Genomic DNA, 17,836 nt, shown 5'->3' on the forward strand with positions numbered 1-17,836 from the left:
AGGAATTAGGTCAATAGCCGAGCGTCGCATGGGGCTCTCTCCCCGCGCCATGCGCGGGGAGAGAGCTGTGCGTCAAGACTTGTGCAAATCGAAGCGGTCCAGATTCATCACCTTGACCCATGCGGCGACGAAGTCGCGCACAAACTTCTCTTTGGCGTCGTCCGAGGCGTAGACTTCCGCGACGGCGCGCAGCTCTGAATTGGAGCCGAAGATCAGATCGACGGCGCTCGCCGTCCATTTGAGCTCGCCGCTCTTGCGGTCGTGGCCTTCATAGACGCCTTCCGTCTCGGCCGATTTTTTCCATTGCGTGGACATGTCGAGCAGATTGACGAAGAAATCGTTGCTCAGCACGCCCGGCCGCGAGGTGAGGACGCCGAGCCGCGAATTCCCCTCATTCGCGCCGAGGACCCGCATTCCGCCGACGAGAACGGTGGTCTCGGGGACGGTGAGTTCCAGCAGGCTCGCGCGATCGACCAAGGCCTCGGCCGGCGATTTCTCGCCGCCTTTGCCGAAGTAGTTGCGGAAGCCGTCGGCCTTCGGCTCGAGAACCGAGAAGGATTCGACATCCGTCTGCGCCTGCGTCGCGTCCGCGCGCCCGGTCGAGACCGGAACCTCGATCGTGACGCCGGCTTTTTTGGCGGCGTCCTCGATCGCGGCGGAACCGCCGAGCACGATGAGATCGGCGATCGACACGCGCTTGCCGTCGACGCGGCCCTTGTCGAAGCCGGCCTTCACCTCCTCTAGCGTCTTCACGACCTTCGCCAGCTCGGCGGGGTCGTTGACCGCCCAATCCTTTTCCGGGGCGAGGCGAATGCGCGCGCCATTGGCGCCGCCGCGCTTATCCGTGCCGCGGAACGAGGCCGCCGAGGCCCAAGCCGTGCGGATCAGCTCGGCGTCCGCGAGGCCCGAAGCGAGGATTTTCGACTTCAATCCGGCGATATCCGCGGCCTCGATCGGCTTGTAGTCGATCGCGGGCACAGGATCCTGCCAGATCATATCCTCCTTCGGAACCAGCGCGCCGAGATAGCGCGAGCGCGGCCCCATATCCCTATGCGTCAGCTTGAACCAGGCCTTGGCGAAAGCCAGCTTGAACGCATTGGGATCGTCATGGAAGCGCTTGGCGATCTTGGCGTATGCGGGGTCGAATTTCAGCGCCAGATCGGTGGTGAACATCATAAGAGGATGCGCCTTGCCGGGTTCGTGCGCGTCGGGGACGATGTCCTCGGCGTCCTTGGGCTTCCACTGCGTCGCGCCCGCCGGGCTCTTGGTCTTGACCCACTCATGGCCGAAGAGATTGTCCAGATATTGCGTGGTGAAGGAGACCGGATCGACCGACCAGGCGCCTTCCAGCCCGCTGGTGATCGTATCCGCGCCCTTGCCGGAGCCGCAGCGATTGGCCCAGCCGAGGCCTTGCGCCTCGATCTTCTCTCCTGCCGGCGCCGGGCCGACGCATTTTGCCGGCGATTTGGCGCCATGCGCCTTGCCGAAAGTGTGGCCGCCGGCGATCAGCGCGACGGTCTCTTCGTCGTTCATCGCCATGCGGCCGAAGGCTTCTCTTATGTCCTTGGCCGCGGCCAGCGGGTCCGGCACGCCATTCGGCCCCTCGGGATTGACATAGATCAGGCCCATTTGGACCGCGCCCAAGGGCTTCTCCAGCGCGCCGCTCTTGTCGCGATTATTGCCCATGAATTTGGGCGCCCCCCAATAGACGAGATCGGGCTCCCAATCATCGCTGCGTCCGCCGCCGAAGCCGAAGGTCGCAAAGCCCATCTTCTCCATGGCGACATTGCCGGTCAGCACCATGAGATCGCCCCAGGAGAGCTTCTGGCCGTATTTCTTCTTCACCGGCCACAGCAGCCGACGCGCCTTGTCGAGATTGGCGTTGTCCGGCCAGCTGTTGAGCGGCTCGAAGCGCTGCTGCGCCCCGCTCGCGCCGCCGCGGCCGTCGTGGATGCGATAGGTTCCCGCGCCGTGCCAGGCCATGCGGATGAAGAATGGGCCATAATTGCCGTAGTCGGCCGGCCACCAGTCCTGCGACGTCGTCAAGACCGCTTCGATGTCCTTCTTCACCGCGGCGAGATCGAGCGTCTGAAACGCCTTCGCATAGTCGAAATCCTTGCCGAGCGGGTTCGATTCCGCGGCGTTGCGGCGCAAGGGCGAGAGATCGAGCTGGTCCGGCCACCAGAATTGATTGGAATGCGGCGCGCCCTCGGCCGAGGCGGCCAGCGTCGCGCCGACGACGATCGCCATCGCCGCGGCCGTCGTCCGCAGAAAACGCCGCAAATCAGCGTGAGACCGTGACTTTCCGGCGCTCCTCACCATCTTTTCGATTGCATTCGGCATTGCTTTCCTCCTCGTCGACGCCCCCGCTCAGCTTGCTATAAGACGCGAAATCGATTAGGTAAAATTCGAATTTCTTCGTCATCGATCAGGAAAACTGATGATAACGACCAAGCAGCTCCGCTATTTCGACGCCCTCGCCCGCACCGAGCATTTCGGCAAAGCGGCCGATCTCTGCGCCGTGACGCAGCCGGCGCTCTCTATGCAGATCAAGGAGCTGGAGGTCGAGCTCGGCACGCAATTGGTCGAGCGGCGCGGCAAGCTGGTCATATTGACCGCCGCCGGCAGTGAGATCGCCAAGGTCGCCCGGCGAATCCTCGCCGATATCTCGGAGCTGGAGACGATGGCGGATCAGAATTTCTGCCCGCTTCGCCTCGGCGTCATCCCGACCGTCGCGCCCTATATTCTACCGACCTTGTTCGACGCGCTCGGCGGCGGCGCGGCGGATCTGCGGCCTCTGCATATTCGCGAGGCGCAGACGGCCACATTGCTGGCCGAGCTGGACGACGGCCTGCTGGACCTCGTCATGCTGGCGACGCCCGTCGATCCAGAGCTCGACTCCATGCCGCTCTTCGAGGATCGTTTCTTTCTCGTCGCTCCCTCGAGCGGATTGCCGGAGGAAGCCGGCTCCGTAAGCGCGGAGACGCTGAAAGCGCAAAGGCTGCTGCTGCTCGAGGACGGCCATTGCCTGCGCGATCAGGCGCTCAGCTATTGCGAGAGCCGCAATGTGCTGAACATCGACACTTTCGGCATGACCAATCTGACGACGCTGGTTCAGATGGTCTCGGCGGGCATGGGCTGCACGCTGCTCCCGGAGATGAGCCTGCCGATCGAAACGGCGAGAGGAAGCGTCCGCGTGCTGCGGATCGAGCAGCCGGAGCCGCGCCGGATCATCGGGCTCGTCTGGCGCAAATCCTCGCGCCGCGGCGACGAGTTTCGCGCGCTCGGCCGCTTGATCGTGGCCTCACGAAACGCGGCGCTCGAGGGCGCAGCGGCTCTGTCGGAGACCTAGGCCTTCGAGCTATTCTGCTGCAATTCGATCCGGCCTATCTAACGGCCGGACGCCTCATCACGCCGAGCGAGCCCGCTCATGACCGCCGCCGACCTGCCCCGCCTCGCCGAACGCCTGCTCGATCTCTGCCGCGCGCAGCGGCTTCGACTCGCGACGGCCGAATCTTGCACCGGCGGGCTCGTCGCCGGGGCGATCACCGATATCGCCGGCTCCTCGGACGCCTTCGACCGCGGCTTCGTGACCTATTCCAACGCGGCCAAGGAGGAGATGCTCGGCGTCCCGCGCGACATTCTCGAGCGTTATGGCGCCGTCAGCGCCGAGACGGCGCGGGCCATGGCGAGCGGCGCGGTGGAGCGCTCCTTCGCCGATATCGCCGTCTCGATCACCGGCATAGCCGGCCCTGGCGGCGGCAGCGCGGAGAAGCCCGTGGGCCTCGTCCATTTCGCCTGCCTGCGCAAGGGCTTCGGCGTGGAGCATGTCGAGCGCCGCTTCGGCCCCGAGACGCGTGATGCGATAAGGGAAGCCTCGGTCGCCCAAGCGCTGGAGCTGATGATCGCGGCCGCTCAGCGGCGGCCATAGACCTCGCCGGCGCGCTTGACGAAAGCGTCCGAATATTTGTGGAAGGCGGAGTCGAACATCGCCCCCATCACCAGCCCGAGCGTGCGGCTGCGGAACTCGTAATTGATATAGAAATCGACGACCGAGCGCACGCCGCCATCGGGCCCGGCCGGCTCGTCGGCGAAGGTCCAGCGGTTCTCGAGCTTTTTGAACGGGCCGTCGACATATTCGACGAGGATCTCGCGCTTGTTCGGATCGCAGGTCACGCGGCTGGTGAAGCGCTCGCACACCGCCTTGAAGCCCACTTGCATCTCCGCGAGGATGACCTCCACCCCCTCCTCCGTCGTGCTGCGGCGGCGCACGCGCAGCGCCTCGCAGAGCGGCACGAATTTGGGATAGGATTCGACATCCTTGACCAGGGCGAACATGTCGTCGGCGCGGAAGTTCACGCGGCGGCGGTTGCGGAAGCTCTTCATGGGCGAAGCTATTACCACTATTGCGGAAGGCGCGAAAACGGCGTTTTCGAGCGGAAGACTTCGCCGCCATTCGCCCTATCTGCGTCCCCAGCGGCCTCGGCCCGGGGAAAATCATGTTCAAGATCAAGCGCGCCTATGAGCCGGCGAGCGCCGACGACGGCAAGCGCATCCTCGTCGATCGCCTATGGCCGCGCGGACTCTCCAAAGCGAAGGCTGCGCTCGACGAATGGGATCGCCTCGTCGCGCCGAGCGACGCTCTGCGCCGCTGGTACGCCCATTCGCCGCAGCGCTGGCGGGAGTTCAAGACGCGCTACGCCAACGAGCTGCGCGAGACCTGCCCGCAGGAGCTGAAACGTCTGCGCGCGCTCGGGCGCGGCAATGTGGTGACGCTGCTCTTCGCCTCCCGCGCGCCGGAGATGAACAACGCCGCGGCGCTGAAGGAGATCATCGAGACGCGCCGAGTCGCTTTTCCCGCAGCCGCTCGAAATCCGCGCCCGCATGGTGCGAGGAGCGGGTGAGCGGCGAAGCCGAAACCATCGAGAAGCCCTTGGCGTAGGCTATCGTTGTGAAAGCCTCGAATTCCTGCGGCGTCACGAAGCGGACGACCTCGTGATGCTTGCGGGTCGGCTGCAGATATTGACCAATGGTGAGGAAATCCACATCGGCGACGCGCAGATCGTCCATCACCTGGAGGATCTCGTTCCGGGCCTCGCCGAGCCCGACCATCAGGCCCGATTTGGTGAAGATCGTGGAATCGAGCTCCTTGACCCGCTGCAGCAGCCGCAGCGAGTGGAAATAGCGGGCGCCCGGCCGCACCGTCACATAGAGCGACGGCACGGTCTCGAGATTATGGTTGAACACATCCGGCCGCGCGGCGACCACTTTCTCGAGCGCGCCATCCTTGCGGAGAAAATCCGGGGTCAGAACTTCGATCGTCGTCGTCGGACAGGCGGCGCGTATGGCTCGGATCGTCTCCGCTATATGCCCCGCCCCGCCGTCCTCGAGATCGTCGCGGTCGACCGAAGTGACCACCACATGGGAGAGGCTGAGCTTGGCGGTCGCCTCCGCCACCCGCTCCGGCTCGGTGCGATCGAGCGCGGACGGCAGGCCGGTCGCGACATTGCAGAAAGCGCAGGCGCGCGTGCACACCGACCCCATGACGAGGAAGGTCGCGTGCTTTTTCTCCCAGCACTCGCCGATATTCGGGCAGGACGCCTCCTGGCAGACGGTGGAGAGTCCGCCGCCGCGCAGGATCGCGCCGGTCTCGCGCCAGGCCGCCGAGCCCGGCGCCTTGACCCTGATCCACTCCGGCTTGCGCGCGAGCGGCGTGTCCGGCCGATGCGCTTTTTCGGGGTGGCGGACGGCGGCCGCTTCACGCTTGCGCGGGTCGTCGTTGAGAAGATCGAGGAGGACGGTCATGGCTTTGCCTAATGTCTCGGCCTTTCGCCCGGCCGGAGGGGAGTTCCGCCGTCGACTCGCGCCCAGAGCGAGACGCTGATTATGGACCCGAGCAGGCCTGCGAGGAAATGGCCGAGCGAGGCGTCGAGAGCAAGCCCGCAGAACTCGGCGAATTGCGCGCCGAGCCACGCGCCGACGACGCCGATCGCCATGTCGGCGAAGAGCTGATCGGAGCCGCGCAGCAGGGCGCCGACGAGCCAGCCGCCGAGCGCGCCGATGACGACGAGGGGCAGAAAGCCCGCGTCGAGCCAGCCGAGAAATGCGATCGCAGCGTCCATTTCCGCCATCCCGATCGACCGGGCGCCGCATCACGCGGGTCCCTGCTCCAAGATAGGAGCCTCGCCCGCCGACAAGAAGAGGCGCGGCGTCGCAGGCCGCGGCCAGACCAGATCGCCAGAGTGAGGTTTCACATAAGAAAATTTACTTAGTTATCTCAGTGAATAAGCACTAATATCTAATGTGATAGATGAGTCTATAAACCACATGCCTCACACATGCTCCACGGCGAGCACGCCGGGGATCGTCTTCAGCGCCCCGGCGACATCGGCCGAGACCGAATATCCGCCCGGCAGCTTGATCTCCACCTCGCTCGCCATGCGCTCCAGCGCTACGACGATCGACACTTCGCCCTCGCCGCGCGTCGCCAGCCGCGACTTCAGCGCGTCGAGCGGCGCGGCGTCCTGAAGGAAGATGCGCAGCCCTTTTTGCGCCTTCGCCGCAGCGGCCGCGAGCGGCTGCACCTCGGTGATGCGCGCACGCACATCCTCGCCCTCGAGCGCGGCGGAGAGCGTCACCAGCACGGTCGCGCCCTTCTCCAAAAGGTCGCGATATTGGTTGAGGCCCTCCTGAAACAGGATCGCCTCATATTGCCCGCTGTCGTCCGAGAGCTGGACCACGCCCATTTTGGAGCCGGATTTGGTGCGCCGCTCGGCGCGGTCGAGCACCACCGCGGCGAGCCGCCCGGCGCTGGCGCCGCGCTTCACCGCTATGATGAACTCCGCCCAGCGCGTCAGCCGCAGCCGGCCGAGCACGCTCGCATAGGCGTCGAGCGGATGGCCGGAGAGAAAGAAGCCGGCGGCGTCGAATTCGCGCTTCAGCTTCTCGGACGCCGTCCAAGGCTGGCTCTTCGGCAGGACTAGCTCCTCCTCCGCCTCCGCGCCGCCGAACAGCGCATTCTGCCCCGCCTGCCGGTCCTCGGCGCAGCGATTGGCGCAAGCGAGCACAGTCTCGATCGCGCCGACGACGCGGGCGCGGTCGGCGTCGACCTCGTCGAAGGCGCCGCAGCAAGCGAGATTCTCCAGCACCTTCTTATTGACCTCGCGCGGATTGATCCGCCGCGCGAACTCCGAGAGGCTGCGGAAAGGCGCGCCGCCGCGCGTCCGCACGATCGACTCGGCCTGCCCCTCGCCGACGCCCTTCACGGCGGAGAGCGCATAGCGAATGGCGAGCTTGCCGTCGGCGCCGGGCGCGACGTCGAAATCGACGCCCGAGCGGCGGATAGAAGGCGGCTCGACCGCAATGCCGAGCCGCCGCGCCTCATTGCGGAATTCGGCGAGCTTGTCGGTGTTGCCCTTGTCGAGCGTCATGGAGGCCGCCAAAAACTCGACCGGATAATGCGCCTTGAACCAGGCGGTCTGGTAGGCGATCAGCGCATAGGCCGCCGCATGGCTCTTGTTGAAGCCGTAATCGGCGAATTTCGCCAGCAGGTCGAAGATATCGCTGGCCTTTTGCGCCGTGAGCCCGCGCTCTGTCGCGCCGGTGACGAAGCGCTCGCGCTGGGCGTCCATCTCGGCCTTGATCTTCTTGCCCATGGCGCGGCGGAGCAGATCGGCCTCGCCCAGCGAATAGCCGGAGAGCACCTGAGCGATCTGCATCACCTGCTCCTGGTAGATGATGACGCCGAACGTCTCCTTTAAGATGTGCTCGATCTTGGGGTGGATGTAATCGGGCTCCTCATCGCCGAGCTTCACCGCGCAATAGGTCGGGATATTGGCCATCGGGCCCGGCCGGTAGAGGGCGACGAGAGCGATGATGTCCTCGAAATGGTCGGCGTGCATCTCGACCAGCGCCTTGCGCATGCCCGCGCTTTCCAGCTGGAACACGCCCACCGTCTCGCCGCGCCCGAGCATTTCGTAAGTCTCGGAATCGTCGAGCGGGATGCCCGCGAGATCGAAATCCGGCGCGCGCCGGCGCACCAGATCGACGGCGGTGGCCAGCACGGTCAGCGTCTTGAGGCCGAGGAAGTCGAATTTGATGAGGCCGGCCGGCTCCACCCATTTCATGTTGAACTGGGTGGCCGGCATATCGGATTTGGGATCGCGATAGAGCGGCACCAGCGCGTCGAGCGGCCGGTCTCCGATGACGACGCCGGCGGCATGGGTCGAGGCGTTGGAATAGAGCCCCTCGAGCGCGCCAGCGATCTTGAACAGGCGCGCGACCTTCTCGTCCTCGTCGATCGCCTCGCGCAATTTCTGCTCGCCGGAGACGGCCTCGGCCAAAGTCACCGGCTTCGCCGGGTTCTGCGGCACCAGCTTGGCGAGCTTGTCGACCTGTCCCAGCGGCATTTCCAGCACGCGGCCGACGCTGCGCAGCACGCCGCGCGCGAGGAACGAGCCGAAGGTGATGATCTGCGCCACCTTCTCGGCTCCATAGCGCTCGCGGACATAGTCGATGACCTCGCCGCGCCGCGTCTGGCAGAAGTCGATGTCGAAATCCGGCATCGACATGCGTTCTGGATTGAGGAAGCGCTCGAAGAAGAGGCCGAAGCGCAGAGGATCGAGATCGGTGATGGTCAGCGCATAGGCGACCAGCGAGCCCGCGCCCGAGCCGCGCCCCGGCCCGACCGGAATCCCTTGTGATTTCGCATATTTGATGAAGTCCGAGACGATCAGAAAGTAACCGGGGAAGCGCATCTTCTCGATCGTGTCGAGCTCGAATTCGAGGCGCGCGTCATAGGTCTCGCGCGTCTGCCCCGGCGCGGGCGGCTGGACGAGGAGGCGCGCCTCGAGGCCCTCCTTCGCCTGCCGGCGCAACTCGCGCGCCTCTATATCCTCGAGCGACTCCCCGCCTCCTTCCCCGTCCAGCATGAAGCGCGGCATGATGGGCTTGCGCGTCAGCGGGCGGAAGGCCGCACGGCGAGCGATCTCGACCGTCGAATCCGTCGCCTCGCGGAGATCGGCGAAGAGCGCGAGCATCTCCTTGCGCGTCTTGAAATAATGCTGCGGCGAGAGCCGCCGGCGCTCGGCGACGCTGGTCACTGTGCCCTCGGCGATGCAGAGCAGCGCGTCATGCGCCTCGAAATCCGCCGCCGTCGCGAAAAAGGGCTCATTGGTGGCGACCAGAGGCAGGCCGCGCCGATAGGCGACATCGAGCAATTGCGGCTCGACGCGCCGCTGCGTCTCGAGGCCGTGACGCTGGATCTCGACATAGAGCCGGTTGTCGAAGAGCGGCAGCAGCGCCTCGAGGCGGGCGAGCGCCTGCTCCGCCCTGCCCTTGGAGAAGAGCGTGTCGAGCCCGCCTTCCGAGCCGCCTGTGAGGGCGATCAGCCCCTCGCAGCTTTCCGCGAGGCTCGCCAACGAGACATGGGAGGCTTCGCCCTGCTCCGGCTCGAGATAGGCGCGCGAGGCGAGCCGCATCAGATTGGAATAGCCCAACTCCGACTGCGCGATCAGCACGATATGGCCGCGCCCATCGGAACCACCCGCCGCGCTCTGCGACCCGTCGCCGAAATCGACATTGAGCTGCACGCCAGGGATCGGCTGCACGCCGACCTTGGCGGCCTTTTCCGAAAACTCCAGCGCGCCGAAGAGATTATCGGTGTCGGTGACGGCCAGCGCCGGCATCTGGTCTTTCTGGGCCAGATCGATGACCCGCGAGAGGGTCAGCGCGCCCTCGCGTAGCGAGAAAGCGGTGTGGACATGTAGATGAACGAAGCCGACCGCGTCGATCGCGCTCATTTCGACCGCCTCCTGTGACGCCTCTCGCGTCCCCGGCGATCATATCGCGCCGCAGCGCCCGGATTCGCAACTCGCGCGTCGCGTCCCCTGGATTTTACGCACAGGCTCGGTAATTCTACTGCGGCGCCGCAGAGCCGATAAATGAAAAGCCGGGCGGAGGAGGTCCACCCGGCTTTTCCGAGACTCTTGTCGAGGACGCGTCTGCCGGCGATCACTCGCCCGCGGAATAGACTTTCGTCGCCGCCGCTTCGACCGGCTTGAACGCTTCCTTCGCGAGGCTGGAATAGAGCTCGCCGAGCTTGGTCGCTTCGGCGATGAAATCTTCGTACGCGCCCTTGGCGTAATCCGACTGCAACTGGAGGGCTTCGTCGATCTTCTTGACGCCGATCAGCTTTTCCGCGAGGAGGCGGCTCTTTTCGAAGGACTTCTTCGAATAGTCGGTCGTCTCCGCCGCAATGGTCTGCCAACCCTTGGTGAGGGCCGCCGCGGCCGCGGACGCCGCTTCGAATTGCTCCTTGCCCAGCTGCTGAACGCTTTCGAAAGTGGCAACCATCGGTTTCGTCCTCGTATCGAGCGCTATTCGGCCTTCGCCCCGTGGCGGACTCCCTGCGCTCAGTTGACAGGATAAACTTATATGCAATGCACAATCGAAGTCAACGACAATGTTGCGATGCAAAACCACAATCCCGAACGCCTTTCGCCTTAACCAGGGGGTAACCTCGCATCGGTAAGATTGTAATCATGTGACTTTTCGGCAACGCCCAGGCTGACCGGGCCGCCGCGAGCGCATGATGGGGCAAGTGAACGGGATATGCATAGATGACGAAGCGTGGCGTCGCCGGCGGGCTCGAGCGTTGGAAGTGGGTGGCGGCTCTGGCGGCTCTCGCCGCTTTATCGGCGCTCTTCGCTTTTCCGGCCGAGGCCAGACGTCATCATCATTCCGCCCGCGCCTATCACGCGCGCCACTCCTTCATCCATCACGCGGCGCACCATCGCCGCGGCGGCGCGCATCTCGCCCATGCGGCGCGGCGCGGCCATTCGTTGGTCGCCGCCGGTCCCGCCTTCGCCGCCATTGTGGTGGACGCCAATAGCGGCCGCACGCTCTATGCGCGCAATGAGCACGAGCTGCGCCATCCCGCCTCCGTCACCAAGGTGATGACGCTCTATCTCCTGTTCGAGCAGATCGAGAAGGGGCGGCTGCGGCTCGACTCGCCGCTGGTCATTTCCGCCCATGCGGCGTCGCAGGCGCCGACCAAGCTCGGCCTCGCCCCCGGCCAGACGATCGACGTCGAGAGCGCCATCAAGGCCGTCGTCACCAAATCGGCGAACGACATCGCCGCGGCCATCGCCGAGAACATCGCCGGCGACGAGGAGAGCTTCGCCGAGATGATGACGCATAAGGCGCATCAGCTCGGCATGAGCCGCACGCATTACGCCAACGCGTCCGGCCTGCCCAATGACGAGCAGATCACCACGGCGCATGATCTCTCCCTGCTCGGCCGCGCGATCCAGGATCGCTTCCCGCGCTATTATCACTATTTCTCCACCCACGCCTTCGTCTGGCGCGGCCAGTCGCATCGCAATCACAATCATCTGCTCGGGCAGATTCGCGGCGTCGACGGCATCAAGACCGGCTACACGCACGCCTCTGGCTTCAATCTGCTGACCTCGGTGCGCCGCGACGGCCATCATATCGTCGCCGTCGTCATGGGCGGCCGCACGGCCGCGGCCCGCGACCGCGTGATGGCCGGCCTCATCTCCGAGCATATCGACGACGGCGCGGCCGTCCGCACGGCGCGCGCCATCACCGAAGGCGAGCCGGCTCCGATCGCCCGAGCCGAGGCCGCCGAGGAGGAGAAAGACGAGGCGCCGGTCGTCGCGGCCGCCGTCACGGCTCCCGCTGCGCCCGCCCCGCGCGTCGCGCCGGCGATGGCGCTCGCCTCGGCGCCGCCGCTTCTCGCCGTCCCGACGCCCGTCCGCGGCGACAAGATTCGTCCTGCCTTCGTCGCCGGCGGCCAAAAGGCTGCGGAGCCGGCGCAAGAGCGTGGCCCGCGCCATCAGCCCGAGCCGTCTCGGCGCGACGGGGTTCATGCGACGGCCGATGGTTCGACCGCCGCCAAGGCCGGTCATGGGACGAAGATCGCCTCGGCGACGACGCCGACCGCGCTGCCGGCGCGCATGTCCGACGCCGACCGCACGCTGGTCGCCCGTAGCGATCGCGCCGAATTGCCCAAGGCCGACCAGGCCCGTCCGATTCATTCGGGCTGGATGATTCAGATCGGCGCGACGGACGACGCCGAAAAAGCGCAGCAGCTGCTCTCCCGCGCTCGCGCCAAGGGCGTGCCGGCCACGGCCAAGGCGTTCACCGAGAAGGTGCAAAAGGGAAGAGAGACGCTCTATCGCGCCCGTTTCGCCGGGCTCGAGGAGAAGAGCGCGGAGACCGCCTGTCGCGCCCTGAAGCGCTCGGGCTTCTCCTGTTTCGCGACGAAGAATTGATCGACGGACCTATTTTTCCAAAAAGCGACGAGCATTGAGCGAACAAGGCCGAGCTTCAATGATGATGACGACGCATGAGGACATCTTTGGCTTCGTTCACCCGAGCCGCGAGATCGGTCGTCCCGCCATGGTCAGGATGAAGCTTCTTCATCAGATCGCGATGCGCCCGCGCGATGTCCTCGCGCGCCGCTCCCTTTTTGAGGCCCAGAATTTCATAGGCCTCATCTTCCGAAATCGTGCCGCCGCGGCGGCCTGGTCCAACGCCGCCCGCATCCGCTCCCCGCGAGTCGCGTCCACCGTCTCCTGTCTGACGCCAGCCGGCAAACCGGCGGTCGAGATACACCTCTAGCAGACGGGCGCCCTCTGGATCGACGCTGCGGCAGTGGCGAAAGAGCTCCATCACCGCCGCCCGCGTCAGCGCGTCGAGCCTTTTGCCTTCGTCCTTGCCGGCGAGGATCGTGCCGCGAATGGCGCCGCTCGCATGGTCGAGCTCCATCTCGATCATGGCCGAGCGCACGCGCGAGACGCCTGCCCCCGTCGTGCCGTGACCGAAGCGCTTCACCCCGCGCGAGAAGGCGCCATAGAGCCACATGCCGGCCGAGGCCAGCAGCAGGCCGATGTCGATGCGTCCGCGCAAAATGAAGAACAGGCCGAGCGCGATCGTCGCCGCGCCGCCGCCCTTGCGAATGATGCGGGCCATGGCCGCCGGCGAAGCGCGCGTGAACATGCGCAATCCGTAGAGCGCGAGCACCAATGCGAGAAATCCGATCAGCACCGGCATGAAGCGGGCTCCTCACCCCATTTGTGACAAAAGAAGACGCGCGGCGTCCTCGCCTTTTGTAGCGCGCCGTTCGAGCTCGGCCAGCCCACCCGCCGCATAAGCCGCAGCAGCGGACAGAAGCTCGGCGAGACGACGCGGCGCCGAGGCGTCGAAAGCGGCGTAGGCTCCGCCGGTCAGCCGCGCGACCTCGCGAAAGGCGGCGCCGGCCTGCGCATCGGCGCCCTCGTGGAACATGAAGGCCTTCACGCCCAGAAGGCCGAGCCTGCCGGCGAGCTCACAAAGCTCGTCGGCGTTCTCTTCCATCGCGTCACCGACGAAGACGAGAGCGCCGATGCGACGTGCGCTCGTCTCCTCGAGCGCATGGCGAAACACTTTGCCGATCTGCGTGCGGCCGCCGCGACAGGAGATTTTCGCCATCAACGCCGCGAGCCCCTGCCCGCCGCCGACGAAGCCCGATGCGCGGCACTCGCCGAAGCCGCGAAAGAACACGAGCTGGACGTCGAGCCCGCCGAGCGCCGCTGTCTCCTCGAACATGCGGCCCTGCAGCGATTGCGCGAGATCCCATGTCGGCTGGCGGCTCATGGTGGCGTCGAGCGCGAAAATCAGCCGACCCCGCGCGGCCGCGGCGCCGACGCGCCGCGCCTCCCGAATGAACGCCTCCACCGCCTCCGCGCGCGCGGAAGGGGAAAGCGGCGCATTGCCTCTTTCATCGCTCACGGCTGTTCACGTCGCGTCCCTGACCGTTTATATCAGATCGGTCGCCGCCCCGGGAATGACAAGAGGCGCGAGCCTCGCCGCGCAAGGCCGGCCCGCTCCGCCGATCACGCGAGGATAGGCGAGTCCGCCGCGTCTTTCGACAGAAATCGCGACGTCAGGCCTTACCGGAAAACCCGAAATGACCCTTTACGCTTCCTTGCCTGCAACGGCGCCGATCGCCGCCCTTCCCGGCGAGCCGAGCGCTCAGGCGCAGGCGCTGATCGCCGATTTCGCGCAGCGTCTCGCCGAGAGCGGAGCGCGAGTCGCCGGCGTCACTCAGGCGCGCATCCTCGACGAAGCGACCGGCCGCAGCCGCATCGTGCTGCGCGACGTCGCCGATGGCGCGCTCTATGCGATCTCGCAGGATCTGGGGGCGGGCTCTGTCGCCTGCAATCTCGACTCGAGCGAATTGGCGCTCGCTTGCGCCTCGATAGAGCGACGCGTCGCCGAGGGCGTCGATCTCGTCGTCATCAGCAAATTCAGCAAGCAGGAGGCCTCGCGCGGCGGCCTCGCCGACGCTTTCCGCGCTTCCATGCTGGCCAAGGTTCCGGTGGTGACGGCGGTGTCGCCGCATTACGTCGAGGAGTGGCGCCAATTCGCCGGCCCGTTGGCAGAATTCCTCGCGCATGATCTCGACGCGCTCTTCGCCTGGTGGGAGCGAGCGCAAAAGGCTCAGCTCACGGGCGCGGAATGATCCGCCAAGCGGCGGCGATGACGCTCGCGTGAGAGTTCCAGCGGCTCGGCGTCCGGCGCGCGCGGCCGCTTGACCGCTATGACCAGCGCGTAGCTCACGATCTGCAGCAGGAACCACGAGCCGAGCTTGGCCGCGCCGACCGGCGACCAGACCGCGAGCTGGCTCGGATAGAGCCAGGTGCGGGTGAAGGTTCCGACATTCTCGGCGAGAAAGATGAAGCTCGCGGCGAGCAGCGCCGCCAGCAGCAGCGGCATCGACCGCCAGCTGTGATGCACGCGGTAGAAAATCCATGTGCGCGCGAACAGCGCCGCCGTCGCCGCGAACAGCGCGATCCGCAAATCCCACAGGTAATGGTGCAGGAAGAAATTGGCGTAGATCGCCACGGCGAGCGCAGCGACCATCCATATCGGCGGATGGCGAATGAAGCGAAAGTCGAACACCACCCAGGCGCGCATCATATAGCTGCCGATCGCCGCATACATGAAGCCGGTGAAGAGCGGAACGCCGCCGATGCGGAAAAAGGTCGGATCGGGGTAGATCCAGGAGCCGACCGCGGTCTTGAAGACCTCCATCGCCGTGCCGACGAGATGAAACAGCAGGATCACCTTGGCTTCCTGCAGGCTCTCGAAACGCGTCGCGAGCAGCAGCGCCTGAATGGCGAGCGCGGCGAGGAAGAGAAAATCATAGCGCGCGAGGAAAAATTCGCGCGGATAGAAAAAATGCGTCGCGATCAGCAGCCCGACCATCAGAAAGCCGAACAGGCACGCCCACGCCTGCTTCACGCCGAAGCGTAGAAACTCGTATGTCAGGCGGCGCAACGGCCGCTGCGAGGCCCAGCGCGCGAGGCGCGCCTCGGCGATGGCGAAGCGCGCCAATGGCGCCCATTGCGCCGCCGCGCTGGCGCGAGGATCGAAAAAGCCCGGGTCCATTTCTTTTCGCTCACCGCACCGGCGGCGCATACATCAGCCCGCCCTTGGTCCACAGCGCGTTGAGCCGGCGCTCCAGGCCGATCGGCGAGCCGGCGCCGAGATTGCGCTCGAACGCTTCGCCGTAATTGCCGACATGCTTGACGATGCGATAGGCCCAATCGGCCTCGAGCCCCAGCCCGTCGACGCGGCCGCCGTCGACGCCGAGCAGGCGCCTAACGCGCGGATCGGCCGATTTCAGCTGCTCGTCGGCATTGGCCGAGGTCACGCCCAGCTCCTCCGCATCGACCATGGCGAAATGCGTCCAGCGCACGATGTCGAACCATTGGTCGTCGCCTTGCCGCACGATGGGGCCGAGCGGCTCCTTGTCGATGAGCTCGGGCAGGATCGCATGTTCGGCGGGCGCGGCCAACTCTTGCCGCTTGGCGGCGAGCGTCGAGAGATCGGCGGTCAGCGCCTCGCATTTGGCGTCGGAATAGGCCTTGGCCGCCTCCTCGAATGTCGGGAACAGCTTGGGCTCGATCGGCTTTACGCCCTCGCGGTGAAAATCGACGAGATCGAGCTCGAAGGGCGTTCCCTGCTGCACGCAGACGGAGAGGCCGCCGAGATCGCGCAACGCGGCGATGGATTTTTTGCGCGCGAGAAAGCCCTGCCCGTCGAAAAAGCTGATCGCCGTATAGGAGAGCCCCTGCCCGGCGTCGCGCGACAATGTGAAAGCGGCGCCGCGCGCCAGCAGATCGACGACGCCCGATTGCAGCGCCTTCACGCGATCCTTGGCGGAGAGCGTCACGAAGCGCATTTTTTCGGGATCGTCGAAAATGGCGGCGGCGAGCGCACGGCAGAAATCGACGTCGAAGCCGCTCCAGCGGCCGGCCTCGTTCTGATGCGCGAAGCCCGGCAGGCCATTGCTCGCGCCGCAGATCAGAAAGCCGCGCTTTTGCGCCTGCTCGAGCGTCGAGGCCTCGGCGCCGACGGCGAGCAGCAGAGCGCTCGCGATGAGAATTTTGCGGAACAGGCGAGAGATCATGTCCGACTCTGGATTGGGCTCGGGCGATCGGCGATCATTGGACAATTGCTCCTCTTTCGCCCATGTCCTGCGCGAACAGTCTATACTGCGGCGCGGACGAAGCAGCCGCAATTGCGTTCGCAGAAAGGCCGATGGGCGAGACATGAGCGAGACTAGAGGACAATCTGGGCGAAAAAAGAAAAACCGCACCCGCCTCGCCCACGCCGGGCGCGAGCCCTCCGAGCAATTCGGCTTCGTCAACACGCCGATCTATCGCGGCTCCACCGTGCTGTTTCCCGACACGGCGTCCCTGCTCGCCAATCGCGGCGCCTATACTTACGCCACCAAGGGCACGCCGACGACGCACGCGCTCGAGGAGGCTTGGATCGATGTCGCCGGCGCGGCGGATGCGGTCGTCGTCCCTTCCGGCCTCGCCGCGATCACCCTCGCTCTGCTGACGGCGCTGAAGGCCGGCGACCATCTGCTCGTCACCGATTCCTGCTATCTGCCGGCGCGCATGTTCTGCGACAGCGTGCTGAAGCGCCTCGGCGTCGAGACGAGCTATTACGATCCGCGCATCGGCGCCGACATCGCCGCGCTGATGCGGCCGAACACGACAGCCATATTGACCGAGTCGCCCGGCTCGCAGACGCTCGAGGTGCAGGACATTCCCGCCATCGCCGAGGTCGCCCATGCGCGCGGCGCCTGCGTCGTCCTCGACAACACTTGGGCGACGCCACTCTTCTTTCCGCCGCATGAGCGCGGCGTCGATCTCGCCATAGAGGCCGGCACCAAATATCTCGCGGGCCATTCCGATCTTCTGCTCGGCCTCGTCTCGGCGAATGAGAAATGGGCCAAGCGTCTGCGCGCCACCTACAACGCTTTCGCCATCTGTCCCGGGCCGGAGGATTGCTTTCTCGCGCTGCGCGGCCTGCGCACGATGGAATTGCGTCTGCGCGAGGCCGAGCGCGCAGGCCTCGAGATGGCGCGCTGGCTCGCCGCGCGCGAGGAGGTCGCCGAGGTGATCCATCCGGCGCTCGAGAACCACGCCGACCACGCTTTGTGGAAGCGCGACTTTCTCGGCTCGACCGGATTGTTCTCCTTCGTCTTGAAGCCGGTTCCGCCGGAGGCGGTCGCCGCTATGCTGGATGGGCTCGAGCTGTTCGGCCTCGGCTATTCCTGGGGCGGCTTCGAGAGCCTCGCTCTGCCCTTCGATTGCGCCTCCTATCGCACCGCGACCGAATGGGCGCCCGGCGGTCCGGCGATAAGGCTCTCGATCGGGCTCGAGGATCTGGATGATCTGAAGGAGGATCTCGACGCCGGCTTCGCGCGGCTTCGCGCCTGGAAAGCCTAAAGCATCGCATTGAATAGGTAGTT

The 17,836-nt window shown here is 65.8% G+C and carries 16 protein-coding genes; 6 read left to right on the forward strand and 10 right to left on the reverse strand.

Annotated elements, in window-relative coordinates; all coding sequences use genetic code 11:
• Positions 1 to 72 precede the first annotated feature (72 nt).
• Positions 73 to 2,250 (reverse strand): catalase/peroxidase HPI, encoded by a 2,178-nt coding sequence (gene katG / locus GYH34_RS12345; protein ID WP_161915004.1) that lies wholly within the window; start codon positions 2,248 to 2,250, stop codon positions 73 to 75.
• Positions 2,251 to 2,440: 190 nt separating this feature from the next.
• Between katG and GYH34_RS12350 the strand changes: the two genes are divergently transcribed.
• Positions 2,441 to 3,352: a hydrogen peroxide-inducible genes activator gene (locus tag GYH34_RS12350; protein WP_161913833.1), complete on the forward strand. Its 912-nt coding sequence runs from the start codon at positions 2,441 to 2,443 to the stop codon at positions 3,350 to 3,352.
• A gap of 78 nt (positions 3,353 to 3,430) precedes the next feature.
• Positions 3,431 to 3,931: a CinA family protein gene (locus GYH34_RS12355; RefSeq protein ID WP_161913834.1), complete on the forward strand. Its 501-nt coding sequence runs from the start codon at positions 3,431 to 3,433 to the stop codon at positions 3,929 to 3,931.
• On the opposite strand, the gene GYH34_RS12360 is transcribed toward GYH34_RS12355, so the two are convergent.
• Positions 3,916 to 4,386, reverse strand: a complete 471-nt coding sequence (locus GYH34_RS12360; RefSeq protein ID WP_161913835.1) for an SRPBCC family protein — start codon at positions 4,384 to 4,386, stop codon at positions 3,916 to 3,918. The genes GYH34_RS12355 and GYH34_RS12360 overlap by 16 nt on opposite strands.
• Before the next feature lie 113 nt (positions 4,387 to 4,499).
• On the opposite strand from GYH34_RS12360, the gene GYH34_RS12365 reads away from it, so the two are divergent.
• The gene (locus GYH34_RS12365) at positions 4,500 to 4,904 is read left to right on the forward strand and encodes a DUF488 family protein (protein WP_161913836.1); all 405 of its coding nucleotides are present in this window, start codon (positions 4,500 to 4,502) and stop codon (positions 4,902 to 4,904) included.
• Here the strand turns inward: GYH34_RS12365 and lipA are convergent.
• From lipA to GYH34_RS12385, 4 genes are all read right to left on the reverse strand, one after another.
• Positions 4,831 to 5,805, reverse strand: coding sequence for a lipoyl synthase (gene lipA, locus GYH34_RS12370; protein WP_161913837.1), 975 nt, complete (start codon positions 5,803 to 5,805; stop codon positions 4,831 to 4,833). The genes GYH34_RS12365 and lipA overlap by 74 nt on opposite strands.
• 8 nt (positions 5,806 to 5,813) lie before the next feature.
• Positions 5,814 to 6,122, reverse strand: coding sequence for a hypothetical protein (locus GYH34_RS12375; protein WP_161913838.1), 309 nt, complete (start codon positions 6,120 to 6,122; stop codon positions 5,814 to 5,816).
• A 210-nt stretch (positions 6,123 to 6,332) separates the two neighbouring features.
• The gene (gene dnaE / locus GYH34_RS12380) at positions 6,333 to 9,800 is read right to left on the reverse strand and encodes a DNA polymerase III subunit alpha (protein ID WP_161913839.1); all 3,468 of its coding nucleotides are present in this window, start codon (positions 9,798 to 9,800) and stop codon (positions 6,333 to 6,335) included.
• A gap of 211 nt (positions 9,801 to 10,011) precedes the next feature.
• Positions 10,012 to 10,353, reverse strand: coding sequence for a phasin family protein (locus tag GYH34_RS12385; RefSeq protein ID WP_018265355.1), 342 nt, complete (start codon positions 10,351 to 10,353; stop codon positions 10,012 to 10,014).
• A 266-nt stretch (positions 10,354 to 10,619) separates the two neighbouring features.
• Between GYH34_RS12385 and GYH34_RS12390 the strand changes: the two genes are divergently transcribed.
• A complete protein-coding gene (locus tag GYH34_RS12390; RefSeq protein WP_161913840.1) occupies positions 10,620 to 12,296 on the forward strand; it encodes an SPOR domain-containing protein in 1,677 nt (558 codons plus the stop codon).
• 55 nt (positions 12,297 to 12,351) lie between these two features.
• Here GYH34_RS12390 and GYH34_RS12395 read toward each other — a convergent pair whose 3' ends face one another.
• Entirely contained in the window at positions 12,352 to 13,077 is a 726-nt protein-coding gene (locus GYH34_RS12395) for a DnaJ domain-containing protein (protein WP_161913841.1), read from the reverse strand.
• Positions 13,078 to 13,089: 12 nt separating this feature from the next.
• Positions 13,090 to 13,794 (reverse strand): VWA domain-containing protein, encoded by a 705-nt coding sequence (locus tag GYH34_RS12400; RefSeq protein ID WP_161913842.1) that lies wholly within the window; start codon positions 13,792 to 13,794, stop codon positions 13,090 to 13,092.
• A 178-nt stretch (positions 13,795 to 13,972) separates the two neighbouring features.
• Here GYH34_RS12400 and GYH34_RS12405 point away from each other — a divergent pair, with 178 nt between their 5' ends.
• Positions 13,973 to 14,527, forward strand: coding sequence for a DUF2478 domain-containing protein (locus tag GYH34_RS12405; RefSeq protein ID WP_024879985.1), 555 nt, complete (start codon positions 13,973 to 13,975; stop codon positions 14,525 to 14,527).
• Here the strand turns inward: GYH34_RS12405 and GYH34_RS12410 are convergent.
• Positions 14,506 to 15,456 (reverse strand): DUF817 domain-containing protein, encoded by a 951-nt coding sequence (locus GYH34_RS12410; protein ID WP_161913843.1) that lies wholly within the window; start codon positions 15,454 to 15,456, stop codon positions 14,506 to 14,508. The genes GYH34_RS12405 and GYH34_RS12410 overlap by 22 nt on opposite strands.
• A gap of 10 nt (positions 15,457 to 15,466) precedes the next feature.
• A complete protein-coding gene (locus GYH34_RS12415; protein ID WP_161913844.1) occupies positions 15,467 to 16,525 on the reverse strand; it encodes an amino acid ABC transporter substrate-binding protein in 1,059 nt (352 codons plus the stop codon).
• Between the two features lie 97 nt (positions 16,526 to 16,622).
• Between GYH34_RS12415 and metC the strand changes: the two genes are divergently transcribed.
• Positions 16,623 to 17,813, forward strand: coding sequence for a cystathionine beta-lyase (metC, locus tag GYH34_RS12420; protein ID WP_161913845.1), 1,191 nt, complete (start codon positions 16,623 to 16,625; stop codon positions 17,811 to 17,813).
• Positions 17,814 to 17,836 lie beyond the last annotated feature (23 nt).

The sequence above is a fragment of the Methylosinus sp. C49 genome (genome assembly GCF_009936375.1).
Taxonomy (GTDB): Bacteria; Pseudomonadota; Alphaproteobacteria; order Rhizobiales; family Beijerinckiaceae; genus Methylosinus.